The sequence below is a fragment of the Duganella sp. CF402 genome, from assembly GCF_900109645.1.
Lineage (GTDB): Bacteria > Pseudomonadota > Gammaproteobacteria > Burkholderiales > Burkholderiaceae_D > Rugamonas.
On record NZ_FOBG01000003.1, the window covers coordinates 1 to 16919 of the forward strand.

Sequence of the window (16919 nt, forward strand, 5' to 3'; positions counted from 1 at the left end):
ATCGGCCGCTCCATGAGCATGAGGTCTTGCGATCCCCCACTTTCTCCCTTAGGACGTATGCGGTATTAGCGTAACTTTCGCTACGTTATCCCCCACTCCTGGGTACGTTCCGATATATTACTCACCCGTTCGCCACTCGCCACCAGAGCAAGCTCCGTGCTGCCGTTCGACTTGCATGTGTAAGGCATGCCGCCAGCGTTCAATCTGAGCCAGGATCAAACTCTTTAGTTTAATCTCTGTTTTATCTCGTTTTACCGAGATGGTTCGCTCACTCAAAATACTGACAGTATTACTACTGTTTTATTTCTTGTTGAGCATTTAATGCTTTTTGTTGCAGCACCAAATGCCCACACTTATCGACTGTTAATTTTTAAAGATCTTGTCTTGCACTGCGAAGCGTTTTGTTCGCAGCAGAGAGATGAGATTATGCAGTGTTTCGTACATCTCGTCAACCCTCTTTTTCCCTCGCTAACTCTGCATTTGCATGTTGTGTTTCGCGAGGGACAGAATCATATCAAAGACCCTCGAAGTTTGGCAAGCGCTTTTCCAGGAAAGCTTGCATGCCTTCTTTCTGAGCAGGTGTGCCGAACGCAGCCTGGAACAAACGACGCTCATAAGTAACGCCTTCCGACAGCGTGGTTTCAAACGCACGGTTGACCGAATCCTTGATCTGCATGGCGACCGAGGTCGACATCGAAGCGATCTGCTTGGCGATGGCCAGCACTTCCTCAATCAGCTTGTCCGCCGGGATCACGCGCGATACCAAACCAATGCGCTCAGCTTCGGCCGCATCAATAGTACGCGCGGTCAGCAGCATGTCCATCGCCTTGGCCTTGCCGATCGCACGCGGCAGGCGCTGCGTACCGCCCGCGCCCGGCACTACGCCAACCTTGATTTCAGGCTGGCCGAACTTGGCGCTGTCCGCTGCGACCAGGAAGTCGCACATCATGGCCAGCTCGCAGCCGCCGCCCAGCGCGAAACCGGCCACGGCGCCGATCACCGGCTTGCGCACGCGCAGGATGTGCTCCCAGTTGCGGCCGATGTAGTTGTCGCGATAGGTGTCCGGATAGGTGTAGTCCACCATCGCCGCGATATCTGCGCCGGCCGCAAAAGCTTTCTCGCTGCCGGTCAGCACGACGCAGCCAATGGCCGGGTCGGCGTCGAACTTATATAAGGCATCGCCGAGCTCGTTCATCATGCGGTCGTTCAGCGCATTCAGGGCTTTCGGACGGTTCAGGCGGATCAGGGCTACTTTGTCGTGCACTTCTACGATCAGGTCTTCATACTGCATGGGATTCTCCTCCAAGGTGGAATATTACTGATCGATTGTAGCGTCTATCCCCGGCACTCGGTATGATTGAAATTCGGCAATCAGTACTAAAGAGCTTCCCATTCTTAACTTCCTTCGCAACGACGAACTCCTGCGCAACGGCGATTTTCGCCGCTATTGGTCCGCAGCCATCCTCAACGGCTTTGGCAGTTATGTCAGCGCCCTGGCGATTCCGCTGTGCGCGGTATTGCTATTAAAAGCCTCGCCGGCGCAGATGGGTATGATGGGCGCGGCAGCAGCGCTGCCGTTCGCGCTGCTGGCTTTGCCAGCCGGCGTTTTCCTCGACCGCAATCGCAAGCTGCCTATTCTGTTAGCAAGCAAGGCGATTCAAGCGACGGCGCTGGGCAGCATTCCGCTGGCGTGGTGGCTGGGTGTGCTGACGGTGCAATGGCTGTACGCCGTATCCTTTATCACCGGCGCGTGCGGCGTGGTGGGCGGCGGCGCCGAGCAAGTCTTCCTGACCAACCTGATCGGCCGCGACAAGCTGACCGACGCCCAATCCAAGTTTGCCGCCACCGATTCCGCCTCGCGCTTGCTGGCGCCGGGCATGGCAGGCATCCTGATCCAATGGCTTACCGCGCCCTACGCAGTGATCTTGAATGCGCTCGGCTTCGTCGTCTCGATTGCCCTGCTGCGCAATGTGAAGGCCAACGATCCCAAACCGCCGCCTTCCAACAAGCACCCGCTGCGCGATATTCAGGATGGTTTTCGCTTTATCTGGAGCCAGCCGCTGCTGCGCACGCTGGCATGGACCTCGGGCCTGTGGCACATGCTGTTTTACGGCTTCGCCGCGCTGCACGTGATTTTTGCTACGCGCGAACTGGGCATGAGTCCCGGCATGCTGGGCGTGGCGCAGATGATAGGCGGGGTCGGCGTGCTGGCGAGCTCCTTCCTGCTCAAGCCGCTAACCCGGCTCTTCGGCGCGACCGGCGCCATGCTGACCGGCGTCGGCCTGTGCACCTTCGCCTACATTATCAATCCACTGATCCCGGCCAACCTGTTCGGCTATCCGCTGGCCAGCGCGATTGCCTGCGCCTGCCTGTCGCTGTTCCTCGATTGCGGCGTGATGTTATTCCTGATGCCCTACACCACCCTGCGCCAGAAGGTCACGCCAGATGAGTACCTGGGCCGCATGGTCTCCACCATGCGCTTCCTGACTGTGGCGATTGCGCCGGTCGGCGCACTGACGGCAGGCTACCTCGGCGAGCATTTCAATGTGCGCACCGGCCTGGCCTGCGTGGCGGCCGGCAGCGTGGTGCTGATGCTGTTGCTGGCCCTGTCGCCATCCGTGCGCCAGAAAAGCTGACTAGCCGGTAGGCTGGTTCCAGTGTCCACACACGGAGCCCGCCATGTTCAAATCCATCCTGCTGCCCACCGACGGCTCCGACCTGTCGGACAAGGCGACCGCCATTGCCATCGATTTCGCCAAGCTGCACCAGGCCCGCATTGTCGCGGTCACGGTGATCCAGCCGGTTCTGATGCCGTCGCTGGGCGACAGCGGCGCCATGATCGACACCGGCCAGTACGAAAACCAGATGCAAAGCGCGGCCCGCCACCATATCGAAAAAGTGACCAGCGCCGCGCGCGCGGCCGGTATTCCATGTGAAGGGGTGATTGCGATGTCGCCCAATCCCTACGAGGAGATTGTGGAAGCCGCCAAAAAGTACGGCTGCGACCTGATCATGATGGCCTCGCACGGACGCAAGGGCCTGAACAAGCTGTTTTTAGGCAGCGAGACGCAGCGGGTGCTGTCCCACACCACGCTGCCCGTGCTGGTTTTGCGTTAAAACTTCTTCGGCAGGAGCACCCAGATGGCGCCGCGCTGCTTCATGCGGCCGGCGTTTTCCGCCGCCTCAGCGCCAAAGCCGAAGAAGTAGTCGACACGGATGGCGCCGCGAATCGCGCCGCCCGTATCCTGCGCCATCACCAGCCGCTGCAACGGGATATCGCTGTTCGGCTGGGTGGTGGACAGAAACACCGGCGCGCCCTGCGGCAGCTGGGTGGCGTCGATGGCGACCGAGCGCTGCGGCGTCAACGGCACGCCGAGCGAGCCTTTCGGCCCCACTTTCGGATCCGGCAGTTTTTCCTCCTTGAAGAACACATAGCTCGGATTGACGTTGAACAGCTCTTGCATGCGGGTCGGGTGGCCGGCGATCCACGCCTTGATGCCTTGGGCCGAAGCCTGCTCCAAAGTCAGCTCACCCTTCTCTACCAGGTATTTGCCGATGGACTTATATGGATGGCCGTTCTGGTCCGCATACGCCACGCGCACGGTCTCGCCGCTTTCGCTCAGCTGTACGCGCCCGGAGCCCTGCACCTGCAGGAAGAACGATTCGACCGGGTCATCCACCCACAGCAGCTCTTTGCCACTGAAGTTGGCGGCTTCGATCTCCGCGCGGGTCGAGTACGGAATCACCTTCTTGCCGACCACCTTGCCGCGCAGCCGCATGCCCTTCAGCTCGGGATAGACGCTGGCCAGCTCGATGGTGACCATATCGTCCGGCACCCGGTAGAGCGGGGTCTGATAGGCGCCGCTCTTCTTGCGGGAGCCGTGCAGCAGCGGTTCGTAATAGCCGGTAATCAGACCATCGGTGGCGCCGTCCGGTGCGATCACCTGATTTGGCTCGAAGAAGGCCTCGAAGAAGGTACGGATCGCGCGCTCATCGCTGCCATTGACGGTGCGGGCGATGGTGCATGGCTCTTTCCACGTCGCCTGCTTGATCAGTACCGAGCATGAGGTCGTGAAGGCCGGCCAGGCGGCGCGCAGATCATCCTTATCCCAGCCCGGCAGTGCGGCGAAGGTGGCCGGGACCATTTGCAGCTTGGCCGGTGGCGCTGGCTGGGCTGGCGGCTGCGGCTGCGCCGGCGGTTGAGGCTGCACCGGCGGCTCGACCGGCTTATCCGGCGGCAGCGGGGTGGAAGTACAAGCGGCCAAGGCCAGCGCGACGGCGCTCAGCGGAACGAGTAGACTACGGGTCGTGAGAGACATAAAAGGATAACTATGTGGCTATTGATGGTTGAAGCAGGCGTGGCTTTCTTCCTGCTCGTCTTCATCGTCTGGTGGACCATGAAGGGCAAGAAGTAAGCTAATCAGTGCAGCGTGCGCGGCAGCGACAGCACGAATTCGGGGATCTTGACCTCGAACTGGTGGCCATCCTCGGCCACGCAGAAGTATTCGCCGACCATCGAACCCTGCTGGGTTTGCAACGCCGCGCCGCTGGTGTATTCGAATTGCTCGCCCGGCTGCAGCAGCGGCTGATGGCCCACCACGCCCAGCCCGCGCACCTCTTCCACGTGGTTGTTGGCGTCGGTGATGATCCAGTGGCGCGAGATCAGCTGCGCCGCTACCTTGCCGGTGTTCTTGATCGTGATCGAGTACGTAAACACAAAATTCGTGCGCTCCGGGTCCGACTGGTCCGGCAGGTACTGCGTTCTGACCGACACGGTAAATTCATAATTCGACATCAACATTCCTCTAATTTGCAAGCTTGGCGATTGTATATCGCCAAGGGTCCATTGCACCGCAAATCAGGCCGCGATGCAAGGAGGACGCGCCTGAAAACCGGCGCAAAACGGGTACAACCGGCCGGAGCAGCGTAAAATAGCGCATCTTTTTTATTGCAAGCCCAAAGCCATGACCACCTACCGCATTGCTCCCAGCATCCTGTCCGCCGATTTCGCCCGCCTGGGCGAGGAAGTCCGCAACGTCGTTTCGGCCGGCGCCGACATCATCCACTTCGACGTAATGGACAACCATTATGTTCCTAACCTGACCATCGGCCCGCTGGTGTGCCAGGCGATCCGTCCGCACGTGGATGTGCCGATCGATGTGCACCTGATGGTCAAGCCGGTAGACCGCATCATCCCGGACTTCGCCAAGGCCGGCGCCAACATCATCACCTTCCACCCGGAAGCGTCCGACCACATCGACCGTTCGCTGCAACTGATTCGCGACCACGGCTGCAAGGCCGGCCTGGTATTCAACCCGGCCACCCCGCTGAGCTACCTGGAACACGTGATGGACAAGATCGACATGATCCTGATCATGTCGGTCAATCCAGGCTTCGGCGGCCAGTCCTTCATCCCGCAAGCGCTGAAGAAAATCGCTGAAGCGCGCCGCCTGATCGACGAATCCGGCCGCGACATCCTGCTGGAAGTAGACGGAGGCATCAAGATCGAGAACATCGCCGCCGCTGCGGCAGCTGGCGCCGACACCTTCGTGGCCGGTTCCGCCATCTTCGGCCAGCCGGACTACAAGGCCGTGATCGACGCCATGCGCGCCAATCTGGCCAAGGTCTGAGACGATGAGCGTGCTGGCAGGCGTACGCGCCGCAATCATTGACCTCGACGGCACCATGCTGGACACGATCCCCGACTTCCACGTCGCGATCAACGGCATGCGCGCAGAACTGGGCCTGGGCCCGATCACGCAGGAGCAAATCGCCCTGATGGTCGGCAAAGGCTCGGAAAACCTGATCCGCTCCGTCCTGGCGCTGGATTGGGACGCGGGCCGCATCGAGGCCGCGTTTGCGCAAGCGATGGACGCCTATCAGCGCCACTACCTGAGCATCAACGGTAATTACAGCACGCTGTTCCCGCAAGTGATCGAAGGCCTGACTGCCATGAAGGCAAACGGCCTGCGCCTCGCTTGCGTGACCAACAAGCCAATCAGCTTCACCACGCCTTTATTGAAGCTGAAAGGCCTGGATCAGTTCTTTGAAGTGGTCTACGGCGGCGATTCGCTGCCGCGCAAGAAACCGGACCCGCTGCCGCTGCAAACCGTGTGCGCCGACTTCGACCTGCCGCCGTCGCAGGTGGTGGCCATCGGCGATTCCTCAAATGACGCGCAAGCCGCACGCGCTGCGGGTTGCCCGGTTTTGACGGTGCCATATGGTTATAACCACGGAGAGTCTATACACGAAACCGATTCCGATGGTATAGTAACCACGCTGCTAGAAGCGGCTAGCCTGATTCGTTCACATCACACCAATAGCTGAACACTGACCAAAATGTCGTCTCTCACCAAAAAACACATCGTCAACCAACCAGGCTCGATTGAGGCCTGGCTGTGGCGACGCTGGCAATCCTGGCATAACTAAGCCGAACTGATTGCTGTCGTCCGCCCGCTTGCGCGCGACAGGTTTTTTGATGCACCACTACGCTGGCACACCTCGGCCAGCGCATGGAGAGAACACATGACCGAACTCGAATTCAAATCGTTGGCCACGGATGGCTACAACCGTATTCCCCTGATCGCGGAAGCATTTGCCGATCTCGAAACCCCGCTCACGCTGTACCTGAAACTGGCCCAGAGCCAGAACGCCGGCAAGAACACCTTCCTGCTGGAGTCGGTGGTGGGCGGCGAGCGTTTCGGCCGCTTCTCCTTCATCGGCCTGCCGGCGACCACGCTGCTGCGTACCTTCGGCAACCGCACCGAGATCGTCAAAAACGGCGCGGTGATCGAGACGCACGAAGGCAATCCGCTGGACTTCATCGAGGCTTACCAGAAGCGCTTTAAAGTGGCGATCCGTCCGGGCATGCCGCGCTTCTGCGGCGGCCTGGCAGGCTACTTCGGCTACGACACCGTGCGCCACATCGAGAAAACGCTGGCCCACAGCGCACAGAAAGATGATCTGGGCCTGCCGGATATCCAGCTGATGGTGACCGAAGAACTGGCCGTCATTGATAACCTGAGCGGCAAACTGTATCTGATCGTCTACGCCGACACCACCCAGCCCGAGTCCTACTCGAAAGCGAAACAGCGCCTGAAAGACCTGCGCGTGATGCTGCGCCGTGGCGTGGAAGTGCCGGTGGCGACTGCCTCGGTACGCACCGAAGCCGTGCGGGAATTCGCCAAGGAAGACTATCTGAAAGCCGTCGCCAAGGCCCACGAATACGTGCTGGCCGGTGACTTGATGCAGGTGCAGATCGGCCAGCGCATCCGCAAGCCTTACGTCGATTCGCCGCTGAGCCTGTACCGTGCGCTGCGTTCGCTGAACCCATCGCCGTATATGTACTTCTACAATTTCGGCGACATGCAGATCGTCGGCGCGTCGCCAGAGATTTTGGTGCGCAACGAGACCGCGCCGGACGGCGAGAAAAAAGTCACGCTGCGCCCTATCGCCGGCACCCGCCCGCGCGGTTCGACGCCGGAGCGCGACGCCGAGCTGGCGAAAGAACTGCTGGCCGACCAGAAGGAAATCGCCGAACACGTGATGCTGATCGACCTGGCGCGCAATGACCTGGGCCGCATTTCGGAAATCGGCAGCGTCAAAGTAACCGATCGCCTGGTCATCGAAAAATACTCGCACGTGCAGCACATCGTCTCCAACGTTGAGGGCAAGCTGAAAGACGGCCTGTCCAACCTGGACGTGCTGCGCGCCACCTTCCCGGCCGGTACGCTGACCGGCGCGCCGAAAGTGCGCGCGATGGAAATCATCGACGAACTGGAAATCAGCAAGCGCGGTATTTACGGCGGCGCTTGCGGCTACCTGTCCTTCGGCGGTGAGATGGATGTGGCGATCGCGATCCGCACCGGCGTGATCAAGGACGGTAACCTGTACGTGCAGGCCGCCGCCGGCATCGTTGCCGACTCCATCGCCGAGATGGAATATCAAGAAACTGAACACAAGGCGCGCGCTGTGCTGCGCGCCGCTGAGCAAGTGCAAGACGGCCTGGATGGGGAGTTCTAATATGCTGCTGATGATCGACAATTACGACTCCTTCACCTACAACATCGTGCAATACTTCGGCGAGCTGGGTGAAGACGTGCGCGTTTTCCGCAATGATGAAATCACCATCGCGGAGATCGAGGCGCTGAACCCGGACCACATCTGCATTTCGCCGGGGCCGAAAGATCCTGCGCAGGCAGGCATCTCTATCGCAGTGCTCAAGCACTTCGCCGGCAAGAAGCCGATTCTGGGCGTGTGCCTTGGCCACCAGGCCATTGGCGAAGCGTTCGGCGGCAAGGTCATTCGCGCCAAGCAGGTCATGCATGGCAAAACTTCTTTAATCGCGCATACGGGCGTGGGCGTCTTCAAGGACATCCCATCTCCCTTCACAGTGATCCGGTATCACTCGTTGGCCATCGAGCGTAGCTCGCTGCCGTCCTGCCTCGAAGTGACGGCATGGACCGACGACGGTGAAATCATGGGCGTGCGCCACAAGGAATACGACATCGAGGGCGTGCAGTTCCACCCCGAGTCCATCCTGTCGGAACACGGCCACCAACTGTTGAAGAACTTCCTCGTACGCTGATTAAAGAAGGAATAGCCATGCCTATCACCCACCAAGAAGCACTGGTCCGCTGCATCGAACACCGCGAGATTTTCCACGACGAGATGCTGCACCTGTTCCGCCAGATTATGTCCGGCGAGATGTCCCCAACGATGGTCGCCGCCCTGACGATGGGCCTTCGCGTGAAAAAAGAAACCATCGGTGAAATCGCCGCCGCCGCAACCGTGATGCGCGAGTTCTCCACCAAGGTACCGATGGCCGACACCACCGGCCTGCTCGACATCGTCGGCACCGGCGGCGACGGCGCGCACACCTTCAATATCTCCACTACCGCGATGTTCGTGGCCGCTGCGGCGGGCGCGCGTGTGGCCAAGCACGGCGGCCGCAGCGTGTCGTCGTCGTCGGGCAGCGCGGACGTGATTGAATCGCTGGGCGCGAATATCAATCTGAAGCCGGAGCAGATTGCGCAATCGATCGCGCAGACCGGCATTGGCTTCATGTTCGCGCCGAACCACCACGCCGCCATGAAGCATGTGGCGCCGGTGCGCAAGGAACTGGGCGTGCGCTCGATCTTCAATATTCTCGGGCCGCTGACCAATCCGGCCGGCGCGCCGAATATTTTGATGGGTGTATTCCACGCCGACTTGGTTGGTATTCAAGTGCGCGTGTTGCAGCGCTTGGGCGCTCAGCATGCCATCGTGGTGTACGGCAAAGACAATATGGACGAGGTGTCGCTGGGCGCATCGACGATGGTCGGTGAGCTGATTAACGGCGAGATCCGCGAGTATGAAATCCACCCGGAAGATTTCGGCATGTCGATGATCGCCAGCCGCAATCTGAAGGTGGCCGATGCGACCGAATCCAAGCAGCGCATGATGGAAGCGCTGCGCGGCGAAGCCGGTCCGGCCTACGATATCGTCTCGCTCAACGCCGGCACTGCGCTGTACGCGGCCGGCGTGGCCAGCTCGATCGAAGATGGCCTGAAGCGCGCACGCGAGGCGATTCACTCCGGCGCGGCACTGCGCAAGATCGATCAATTCGTCGAAGTCACGCAAACGCTCGGCCGAGGTAACTGACCATGTTCGGCATCCATGACCTGACGCTGTTCATCATCTCGGGCCTGCTGCTGAACATCATGCCCGGACCGGACAACCTGCTCATCATGACGCGCAGCGCCGCGCAGGGCTGGCGTGCCGGTTCAGCCGCTGCGCTGGGCATCGGTACCGGCACGATGGTGCATGTGCTGGCGGCGGCACTGGGCTTGTCGGCCGTGCTGTCCACCTCCGCCGCCGCCTTCACGGTGGTGAAGTGGGTCGGTGCGGCCTACATCGTCTACATGGGCATCGGCATGCTGCGCGCCAAGCTGCGCGGCGAAGAAGTGGCGGAAGCGCCAGCTGTGCAGCCGCTCGCATGGCGCAAGATCTACCTGCAGGGCTTGCTGACCAACGTGCTGAATCCTAAGGTGGCTTTGTTCTTCCTCGCGTTTGTGCCGCAGTTTATCCATACCGATTCCAGCAACAAGCCACTGGCTTTTATCATTCTGGGCGCGATCTTCAATTTCAACGGCATGCTGTATTGCCACGGCCTTGCCTTGTTCACCGCCTTCGCCAGCGCGCGCCTGAACATCAAGCCGCTGGTGTCGCTGTGGCTGAACCGCACGATGGGCGGCCTGTTCCTGGCCCTCGGCGTGCGCCTTGCACTCTCGGAGCAAAACTAATCATGTCTGACATTCTGAACAAAATCCTCGCGGTGAAAGCCGATGAAGTGGCCGCCGCAAAAAAACACCGCAGCTTCGTCAGCCTGCGCGACGAGGTGGAATCCAACACCGAACTGCGCGCCGGCCTGCGCGGCTTCGAGGCCAGCCTGCGCGCCAAAATCGACGCCGGCAAGCCGGGCGTCATCACCGAAATCAAGAAAGCATCGCCATCGAAAGGCGTGATCCGCGGCGACTTCCGCCCGGCGGAAATCGCCGCCACCTACGAGGCCAATGGCGCGGCGTGCCTGTCGGTGCTGACCGATGAACAGTTCTTCCAAGGTTCGGTAGCCTACCTGCAGCAAGCACGCGGCGCCTGCTCGCTGCCGGTGCTGCGCAAGGACTTCATGATCGACATTTACCAGATCTACGAAGCGCGCGCGATGGGCGCCGATGCGATTTTGCTGATCGTCTCCGCGCTGGACCACGGCCTGATGGCGGAAATGGAAGCCGTAGCCCACGAACTGGGCATGGACGTGCTGGTGGAAACCCACGACGGCGACGAGCTCACCGCCGCCCTCAAGCTGAAAACCCGCCTGCTGGGCGTGAACAACCGCAACCTGCGCACGTTCGAGGTGTCGCTGCAGAACACCCTCGGCCTGCTGGACCGCATGCCGCCGGAAAAAATGGTCATCACCGAATCCGGCATCCTGACCCCGGCCGACGTCAAAACCATGCGCGACGCGAATGTCCACGCCTTCCTGGTCGGCGAAGCGTTTATGCGCGCGCCTGACCCTGGCGCCGAATTGGCTCGCCTGTTCGGCTGAGCACCGCCTCCGGCGCGATCTCGTAACGGTCGCGCCCTCTTTCCTTAGCGCAATACAACGCCTTGTCGGCGCGGACCAGAATGCCATCCAGGCTTTCCTCCGCGCTGCTCTGGCACGCCACGCCGACGCTGACGGTGTACGGCGGGATGTCCGGGCGCGGCGCGCGCAGCGCTTGCTGGATGCGTTCGGTGATGTGCAGCGCCCAATCCAGCCCGGTGGCCGGCAGCAGCACCACGAATTCCTCGCCGCCGAAGCGGGCCACGTGGTCGGAAGCGCGCAAGGCGCTGGAAATGACTTTTGCCACGTCCACTAAAACCCGGTCGCCGACAGCATGGCCGTGACAGTCGTTAATCCGTTTAAAGTGATCAATATCGATATTCAGCATGGTCATGAATGTGCCTTCCCGGCGCATCAGGGCATGCTCTTTGGCGTAAATATCAGCGAACCCTCGACGGTTTAATACCTCGGTTAATGGATCCAGCGTAGAACGGCGTTCAAGAATGATTTGCAGTCGGCGCGTACAAACCGTCATAAAACCTACGGTCATCAGCAAAATCATGAAATGGCCGACCGCCAGGTATAAACTCTGGAACGCGCCCACGGTGGTTAAATCAACATGATCTCCGCCGAATATAAATGCGATCACACCGCGCGTGAAAACCACCACGGTTTGAATCGACATTAAAATCAGGAAAAACCGTGAAGAAAAATGCGGTTCGCCATATTTCCTGATCAAAAATACCTGGCGAACATAAAATACCAATACCGAGAAAGAAAATACCGCGACGCGGGCGGCGAAATTCGGTTCGACAATCCGCCAATATGCAATGCCCAGCGTTGTCACGACCAAGACCATCTGGAACAGGCGCCAGGACGGCGGTATCTCATACAGCTTTTCCGTGCCGATCAGCGTTAATCCCAGCCCGCAGGTTAATGCCGCATTCGCCGCCAGCGAGGTAAATGCCGAGGTTTCGCGCAGGGTGAAAAGCACGGCGCCGATGACCAGCAATACCAGGCCGATAGCCCATTCGCGCATGCCTTGAATCTCTTTGGGGAAGCTCAAATGGGCCGAGTACAGCACGACGCTCATGGCGCAGGCCATCAGCGTGGCCATGAAAATAATAGTGGTAGGGTCGAGCAGAATCACAGTACACGCCAGATTTGAGCTTTTACATGCCAAAAGTTAGCATAATTTCAGGGTAAAAAAAAGCCGCATCAGAGGGATGCGGCTTGAAAATCAGCGACTTGCGCTCGGTCGTAGCGGTCCGGACCTCTTAACCGCCGATTCCAGCGTCAAAGTGACACCCGGTACGCGGTCGCCTTGCAGGACCAGATCGAAACTCATTAACTCGTCGCGACGGAAAGCCATCACCTGAATCGTGTCGCCGACGGCATAACGCGACAGCAGATTATCCAGATTGGTGGCCGTTACGCGCAGGCCGTCGACGGCAACCAGAATATCGCCCGCCGACAAACCAGCGCGGTGGGCGGCGCCGTTCTCATGGACGGCCGACAGTTTGCAATCATTGCCATCACGGCCCAGATTCGCGTCGAAACTCGGCTTGGCCGATTTGCGTTCGTCGTTATATTTGACGCCGAATGGCGCCAGCAATTTAGCCAGCGGTAAATCTTCGGTACCACGAATATATTTATCGAAGAAGGGTTTAAAGCGCCCGCCGCTGATTTCATCGAACAATGCTTCGGCTTCAGCCGGAGTAACGCCACGGCCAGCGCCATGATAAAAGTCGCGGCCATAACGCTGCCACAATGCGCGCATCACATCGTCCAGCGACTTCTTGCCACCAGTTTTGGCGCGGATACTCAAATCCAGCGCCAAACCAATTAAAGAGCCTTTGGTGTAATAACTGACGATGGAATTCGGCGCATTTTCATCCTGGCGATAATATTTACCCCAGGCGTCGAAACTCGAATCGGCTACGCTTTGTTTAGTGCGTCCGCTACCGCGTAATACGCTGCCCACGGTTTTACCCAGCAATTTAAAATACGCCGGCTCGGCGATAAGTCCGGCGCGCACCAGCATTAAATCGTCGTAGTAACTGGTGAAACCTTCAAACAACCACAACAGCGGCGAATAATTTTCAACTTGGAGGTTATACGGCGCAAATACGGCGGGCTTGATGCGCTTCACATTCCAGGTGTGGAAATACTCGTGGCTGCACAGGCCGAGATATTGCAGGTAGCCGTCGCTGACTTCCTTGCCCTTGTTCGAGGTGGTCGGCAGGTCGTTGCGATTGCAGATCAGCGCGGTCGAAGCGCGATGCTCCAGCCCGCCGTAGCCGTCGCCCACCGCCATCGTCATGAACACGTAGCGGTCCATCGGTGCCTTTTTGGTCTTCGGCTCGAAGAAGGCGATCTGGGTTTCGCAGATTTTTTTCAGGTCGGCGGACAGGCGCGCCAGGTCCAGATTCGGCACGCGGCCGGTGATGACGATGTCGTGCGGGACGCCGTGCGCCTTGAAGGTGGCCAGCGCAAAGTCGCCCAGCTCCACCGGGTGGTCGATCAGCTCATCGTAGTTGGAGGCGATGTAAGTGCCAAAACCATAACGTTTCGCTTTCAGCTGCGGCAGCGAAGTGGCCACGCGCCAGTCTTGCGCCGCCTCGTCCTGCGGACGCTGGATGTCGACCACGTGCGGTTGCTCTTCCTGTCCCAGCACGCGCAGGAACACGCTGGTGCCGTTGAAGAAGCCGTGGGTCTGGTCCAGATGCGCGGCGCGTACCGACAGATCCCAGGCGTAGATTTCGTAATGCACGGTCAGCGGCGCGCGGCGGTCGGCCAGCGGCGCGGCCTGCCACGAGTGCTTATCCAGCTTGGTCAGCTCGACCGGCTCGCCCTTCGATTCGGCGCGGATGCGCACAATATTGCGAGAAAACTCACGAATCATGTAGCTGCCGGGGATCCACGCGGGCAACGCGAAAATCTGGCCGCCTTCGGCCGGCGCGCTCACCGTCACCGAAACGTGGAACAAGTGCGCGGCCAGATCATGGCCGACGATGGTATAGGCGATAGCCGATTGGTTTTTTTTCATCATAGATCCTGTTTTGTGTCGATGTCGCGCACTACGCCTTCGTCATCGACCACCACGTCGCTGACCGCGTGGCTTTTTAAAATTGCGCGCGCACCCTGGTCGCCTTCCAGCGCCAGCAGCAACGGCAGGTGATATGCACTAAAGGCGACCGGATTGCCGCGCCGTCCTTCAAAAACGGGTGCCGCGATACGCGCGCCACGCTCGATTGTAGCAACCAGAGCGCGCATGGTGTCGGGACGGACGTGCGGCATGTCGCCCAGCCCTATCAGCCAGCCTTCGGCGCCCTTGGTATGTTCAATCGCAGTGGTGAGGGATTCGGCCATGCCCATGTCGGCGGTGGCGCAGACGCGCACTTCGCAACCGAGGCGGCCCAGCAGCGCGGCGACCTTGTCGTCGCCTTCGCGCACCACCGCGATTACGCGTGGCAGCACGGCCAGCATGTTCTTTGCGCTGGCGGCGACGACGATTTCGCCGTCGGCCATTTGTTGGAGCAGTTTGTTTTCCACGCCGGACGGGTCGAAACGTCGACCGCGTCCGGCGGCCAGCAGGATGCCGGTTAAAGCCATCAGGTGCTGGCCAGGTCGAACGGTAATTTGCGCAGGCGCTTGCCGGTCAACTTGAACAGCGCGTTGGCAAACGCCGGCGCCAGCGGCGGCAGGCCCGGTTCGCCCATGCCGGTTGGCGGATCGTTCGATGGCACGATATGCACCTCGATCTTCGGCATGTCGGTCATGCGCGCCACGGTGTAGTCGCTGAAGTTCTGCTGCTCCACCACGCCGTCCTTCAGCGTGATGGCGGCGCCCGGTAAGGTCATACCGAGCCCCATCAGCGCCGCGCCCTGGATCTGCGCCTCGATGGTCAATGGATTGACCGCCGTGTTGCAGTGAACGCCCGCCGTTACCTTGTGCAGTTTCGGCTGACCGTTCTTCACCGAGGCGACCACCACGTAGGCGATCACTGTGTTGAACGATTCGTGCACTGCCACGCCGTATGCCTGGCCTTTAGGTAAAGCCTTCTTGCCATAGCCGGATTTGGCGACCGCCAGATCCAGCGCGGCGACGTGGCGCTTGCCCTTCTCGCCCATCAGCTTTTTGCGATAGGCCACCGGATCCATCTTGGCCGCGTGCGCGGCTTCGTCGATCAGGGTCTCCATCACAAAGGCGGTGTGGGTCGAGCCCACGGAACGCCACCACAGTACCGGCACATTGGTCTTGACCGAGTGCGCGCTCAGGTTGAGCGGCACTTCATACGGCTCTCCCATGCCTTCCACCATCGTCGCATCAACGCCGTCCTTCACCATCATCGGCTCGAACGGCGTGCCGGTGACAATCGACTGGCCGACGATGACGTGGTTCCACGCCACGATCTCGCCCTTGGCATCAACGCCGATATCGGCGCGGTGCACGTGCGATGGGCGATAGTAGCCGCCCTTGATATCGTCCTCGCGGCTCCAGATCACCTTGATTGGCTCCTTGTGGCCAGCAGCCTGCCATACCTTGGCGATATTGACCGCTTCAACGAGGTAGTCGGAAGTCGGCACCGCACGACGGCCGAAACCACCGCCGGCCATCATGGTGTTCAGCACCACCTGCTCCGGCTTCAGGCCAGCGGTGGCGGCAATCGCGCCTTGATCCACGGTCTGGAATTGCGAACCGGCCCACACAGTGCAGCCATCCTTGCGCAGGTCGACCACGCAGTTCAGCGGCTCCATCGGCGCGTGCGCCAGGTACGGGAATTCGTAGACGGCGGAGATTTTCTTCGCCGCGCCGGCCAGCTTGGAGGTATCGGCCTTGCGCACGGGATTGCCCGGCTTTTGCGACAGCGCCTTGTACTCGGCCAGCTGCTTGTCGCTGCTGACCTTCTCCACGCCGCTGGTGTCCCAGTCGATGGCCAGCGCTTCGCGGCCCGACTTGGCCGGCCAGTAGCCATCAGCGATGACCACCACGCCGCTGCCGCCGCGATCCGTTTTCACTTCCAGCACATCGATCACGCCTTTGATAGCCTTGGCCTTGCTGGCATCGAACTTTGCGACCTTGGCGCCGAATACCGGCGGACGCGCCACCACGGCGACCTTGCTATCCGGCGCCTTGAAGTCCATACCAAATTGCTGCTTGCCGGTGGACTTGGCGCGCGCGTCGAGGCGCTTCACCGGCTTGCCGATGATGGTGAAATCTTTCGGGTCTTTCAGCTTGACGGTGGCAGGCACCGGCTGCTTCATGGCCGCATCGGCCAGCGAGCCGTAGGTCGCCTTCTGGCCTGCGGGGCCGATCAGGGTACCCTTCACGGTCTTGATCTGGTCAGCCGGCACTTTCCACTGCTCGGCCGCCGCCGCGATCAGCATCAGGCGCGCCTTGGCGCCGATTTCGCGGTATTGAATAAACGAGTGGGCCACGCTGCCCGAGCCGCCGGTGATCTGGATGCCGAAAGCCGGATCCTTGTACTGCTCACCGGCCGGCGCCAGCGCGCCGTTCACCAGCGACCAATCGGCGTCCAGCTCTTCGGCGATCAGCATCGGCAGCGCGGTTTGCACGCCCTGTCCGAATTCCAGGCGGTTGACCTGCACCGTCACGCGGTTATCCGGTGCGATGTGCAGGAAGGCGTTCGGTTCATAGGTTTTGGCCGGCGGCTGCTGCGCATTGGCGAAACGTCCGCCGCCCGGGACCACGAAGCCCAGCACAAAGCCACCACCGGCAACAGCACCGGCTTTCATGAAGCTGCGGCGCGAAATGCCGGACGCCGAAGCGCTGGCGATCATCCCTTGGTTAAGCCATTCGATACGCATAATGG

16 protein-coding genes and 1 rRNA gene are annotated in these 16919 nt (G+C 60.4%); 9 read left to right on the top strand and 8 right to left on the bottom strand.

Annotated elements, in window-relative coordinates; translation table 11 throughout:
- Both BMZ70_RS22160 and BMZ70_RS22165 read right to left on the bottom strand, forming a co-directional pair.
- Nucleotides 1-231 (bottom strand): 16S ribosomal RNA (locus BMZ70_RS22160); the annotation flags it as partial.
- A gap of 283 nt (nt 232-514) precedes the next feature.
- Nucleotides 515-1291: an enoyl-CoA hydratase gene (locus BMZ70_RS22165; RefSeq protein ID WP_092279591.1), complete on the bottom strand. Its 777-nt coding sequence runs from the start codon at nt 1289-1291 to the stop codon at nt 515-517.
- A gap of 130 nt (nt 1292-1421) precedes the next feature.
- On the opposite strand from BMZ70_RS22165, the gene BMZ70_RS22170 reads away from it, so the two are divergent.
- Both BMZ70_RS22170 and BMZ70_RS22175 read left to right on the top strand, forming a co-directional pair.
- Nucleotides 1422-2636, top strand: a complete 1215-nt coding sequence (locus BMZ70_RS22170) for an MFS transporter (RefSeq protein WP_255372224.1) — start codon at nt 1422-1424, stop codon at nt 2634-2636.
- A gap of 43 nt (nt 2637-2679) precedes the next feature.
- A complete protein-coding gene (locus BMZ70_RS22175) occupies nt 2680-3117 on the top strand; it encodes a universal stress protein (protein ID WP_092279595.1) in 438 nt (145 codons plus the stop codon).
- Here BMZ70_RS22175 and BMZ70_RS22180 read toward each other — a convergent pair.
- Together BMZ70_RS22180 and apaG are read right to left on the bottom strand one after the other, a co-directional pair.
- Complete coding sequence (locus BMZ70_RS22180) at nt 3114-4319, bottom strand: murein transglycosylase A (RefSeq protein WP_092279597.1); 1206 nt, start codon at nt 4317-4319, stop codon at nt 3114-3116. The genes BMZ70_RS22175 and BMZ70_RS22180 overlap by 4 nt on opposite strands.
- A gap of 101 nt (nt 4320-4420) precedes the next feature.
- Entirely contained in the window at nt 4421-4795 is a 375-nt protein-coding gene (apaG, locus tag BMZ70_RS22185; RefSeq protein WP_092280339.1) for a Co2+/Mg2+ efflux protein ApaG, read from the bottom strand.
- Between the two features lie 169 nt (nt 4796-4964).
- Here apaG and rpe point away from each other — a divergent pair, with 169 nt between their 5' ends.
- From rpe to trpC, 7 genes are all read left to right on the top strand, one after another.
- Nucleotides 4965-5630 carry a ribulose-phosphate 3-epimerase gene (gene rpe, locus BMZ70_RS22190; protein ID WP_092279599.1) on the top strand — a complete coding sequence of 222 codons (666 nt, stop codon included), beginning with the start codon at nt 4965-4967 and terminating at the stop codon, nt 5628-5630.
- 4 nt (nt 5631-5634) lie between these two features.
- Nucleotides 5635-6327, top strand: a complete 693-nt coding sequence (locus BMZ70_RS22195; RefSeq protein WP_092279601.1) for a phosphoglycolate phosphatase — start codon at nt 5635-5637, stop codon at nt 6325-6327.
- 198 nt (nt 6328-6525) lie between these two features.
- A complete protein-coding gene (gene trpE / locus BMZ70_RS22200) occupies nt 6526-8022 on the top strand; it encodes an anthranilate synthase component I (protein WP_092279603.1) in 1497 nt (498 codons plus the stop codon).
- 1 nt (nt 8023) lies between these two features.
- Complete coding sequence (locus BMZ70_RS22205; protein WP_092279605.1) at nt 8024-8587, top strand: anthranilate synthase component II; 564 nt, start codon at nt 8024-8026, stop codon at nt 8585-8587.
- Nucleotides 8588-8604: 17 nt separating this feature from the next.
- Complete coding sequence (gene trpD, locus BMZ70_RS22210; protein WP_092279607.1) at nt 8605-9642, top strand: anthranilate phosphoribosyltransferase; 1038 nt, start codon at nt 8605-8607, stop codon at nt 9640-9642.
- Between the two features lie 2 nt (nt 9643-9644).
- Nucleotides 9645-10283: a LysE family translocator gene (locus BMZ70_RS22215; protein WP_092279609.1), complete on the top strand. Its 639-nt coding sequence runs from the start codon at nt 9645-9647 to the stop codon at nt 10281-10283.
- Nucleotides 10284-10285: 2 nt separating this feature from the next.
- On the top strand, nt 10286-11086 hold the full coding sequence (gene trpC, locus BMZ70_RS22220; protein WP_092279611.1) for an indole-3-glycerol phosphate synthase TrpC: 801 nt from the start codon (nt 10286-10288) through the stop codon (nt 11084-11086).
- Here trpC and BMZ70_RS22225 read toward each other — a convergent pair.
- From BMZ70_RS22225 to BMZ70_RS22240, 4 genes are all read right to left on the bottom strand, one after another.
- Nucleotides 11037-12233 (bottom strand): GGDEF domain-containing protein, encoded by a 1197-nt coding sequence (locus BMZ70_RS22225; RefSeq protein ID WP_229205549.1) that lies wholly within the window; start codon nt 12231-12233, stop codon nt 11037-11039. The genes trpC and BMZ70_RS22225 overlap by 50 nt on opposite strands.
- A gap of 90 nt (nt 12234-12323) precedes the next feature.
- Nucleotides 12324-14135, bottom strand: coding sequence for a M61 family metallopeptidase (locus BMZ70_RS22230; RefSeq protein WP_092279613.1), 1812 nt, complete (start codon nt 14133-14135; stop codon nt 12324-12326).
- Nucleotides 14132-14698 carry a nucleotidyltransferase family protein gene (locus BMZ70_RS22235; RefSeq protein WP_092279615.1) on the bottom strand — a complete coding sequence of 189 codons (567 nt, stop codon included), beginning with the start codon at nt 14696-14698 and terminating at the stop codon, nt 14132-14134. The genes BMZ70_RS22230 and BMZ70_RS22235 overlap by 4 nt, the downstream gene beginning before the upstream one ends.
- Nucleotides 14698-16914 carry a xanthine dehydrogenase family protein molybdopterin-binding subunit gene (locus BMZ70_RS22240; protein ID WP_092279617.1) on the bottom strand — a complete coding sequence of 739 codons (2217 nt, stop codon included), beginning with the start codon at nt 16912-16914 and terminating at the stop codon, nt 14698-14700. Before BMZ70_RS22240 ends, BMZ70_RS22235 begins: the two co-directional genes overlap by 1 nt.
- Nucleotides 16915-16919: the final 5 nt, after the last annotated feature.

What these genes read in the sequence shown, in the direction of transcription:
- BMZ70_RS22165 (WP_092279591.1), bottom strand. Translation starts at nt 1,291, where the DNA reads ATGCAGTATGAAGACCTGATCGTAGAAGTGCACGACAAAGTAGCCCTG.
- BMZ70_RS22175 (WP_092279595.1), top strand. Translation starts at nt 2,680, where the DNA reads ATGTTCAAATCCATCCTGCTGCCCACCGACGGCTCCGACCTGTCGGAC.
- BMZ70_RS22180 (WP_092279597.1), bottom strand. Translation starts at nt 4,319, where the DNA reads ATGTCTCTCACGACCCGTAGTCTACTCGTTCCGCTGAGCGCCGTCGCG.
- apaG (WP_092280339.1), bottom strand. Translation starts at nt 4,795, where the DNA reads ATGTCGAATTATGAATTTACCGTGTCGGTCAGAACGCAGTACCTGCCG.
- rpe (WP_092279599.1), top strand. Translation starts at nt 4,965, where the DNA reads ATGACCACCTACCGCATTGCTCCCAGCATCCTGTCCGCCGATTTCGCC.
- BMZ70_RS22195 (WP_092279601.1), top strand. Translation starts at nt 5,635, where the DNA reads ATGAGCGTGCTGGCAGGCGTACGCGCCGCAATCATTGACCTCGACGGC.
- trpE (WP_092279603.1), top strand. Translation starts at nt 6,526, where the DNA reads ATGACCGAACTCGAATTCAAATCGTTGGCCACGGATGGCTACAACCGT.
- BMZ70_RS22205 (WP_092279605.1), top strand. Translation starts at nt 8,024, where the DNA reads ATGCTGCTGATGATCGACAATTACGACTCCTTCACCTACAACATCGTG.
- trpD (WP_092279607.1), top strand. Translation starts at nt 8,605, where the DNA reads ATGCCTATCACCCACCAAGAAGCACTGGTCCGCTGCATCGAACACCGC.
- BMZ70_RS22215 (WP_092279609.1), top strand. Translation starts at nt 9,645, where the DNA reads ATGTTCGGCATCCATGACCTGACGCTGTTCATCATCTCGGGCCTGCTG.
- trpC (WP_092279611.1), top strand. Translation starts at nt 10,286, where the DNA reads ATGTCTGACATTCTGAACAAAATCCTCGCGGTGAAAGCCGATGAAGTG.
- BMZ70_RS22230 (WP_092279613.1), bottom strand. Translation starts at nt 14,135, where the DNA reads ATGATGAAAAAAAACCAATCGGCTATCGCCTATACCATCGTCGGCCAT.
- BMZ70_RS22235 (WP_092279615.1), bottom strand. Translation starts at nt 14,698, where the DNA reads ATGGCTTTAACCGGCATCCTGCTGGCCGCCGGACGCGGTCGACGTTTC.
- BMZ70_RS22240 (WP_092279617.1), bottom strand. Translation starts at nt 16,914, where the DNA reads ATGCGTATCGAATGGCTTAACCAAGGGATGATCGCCAGCGCTTCGGCG.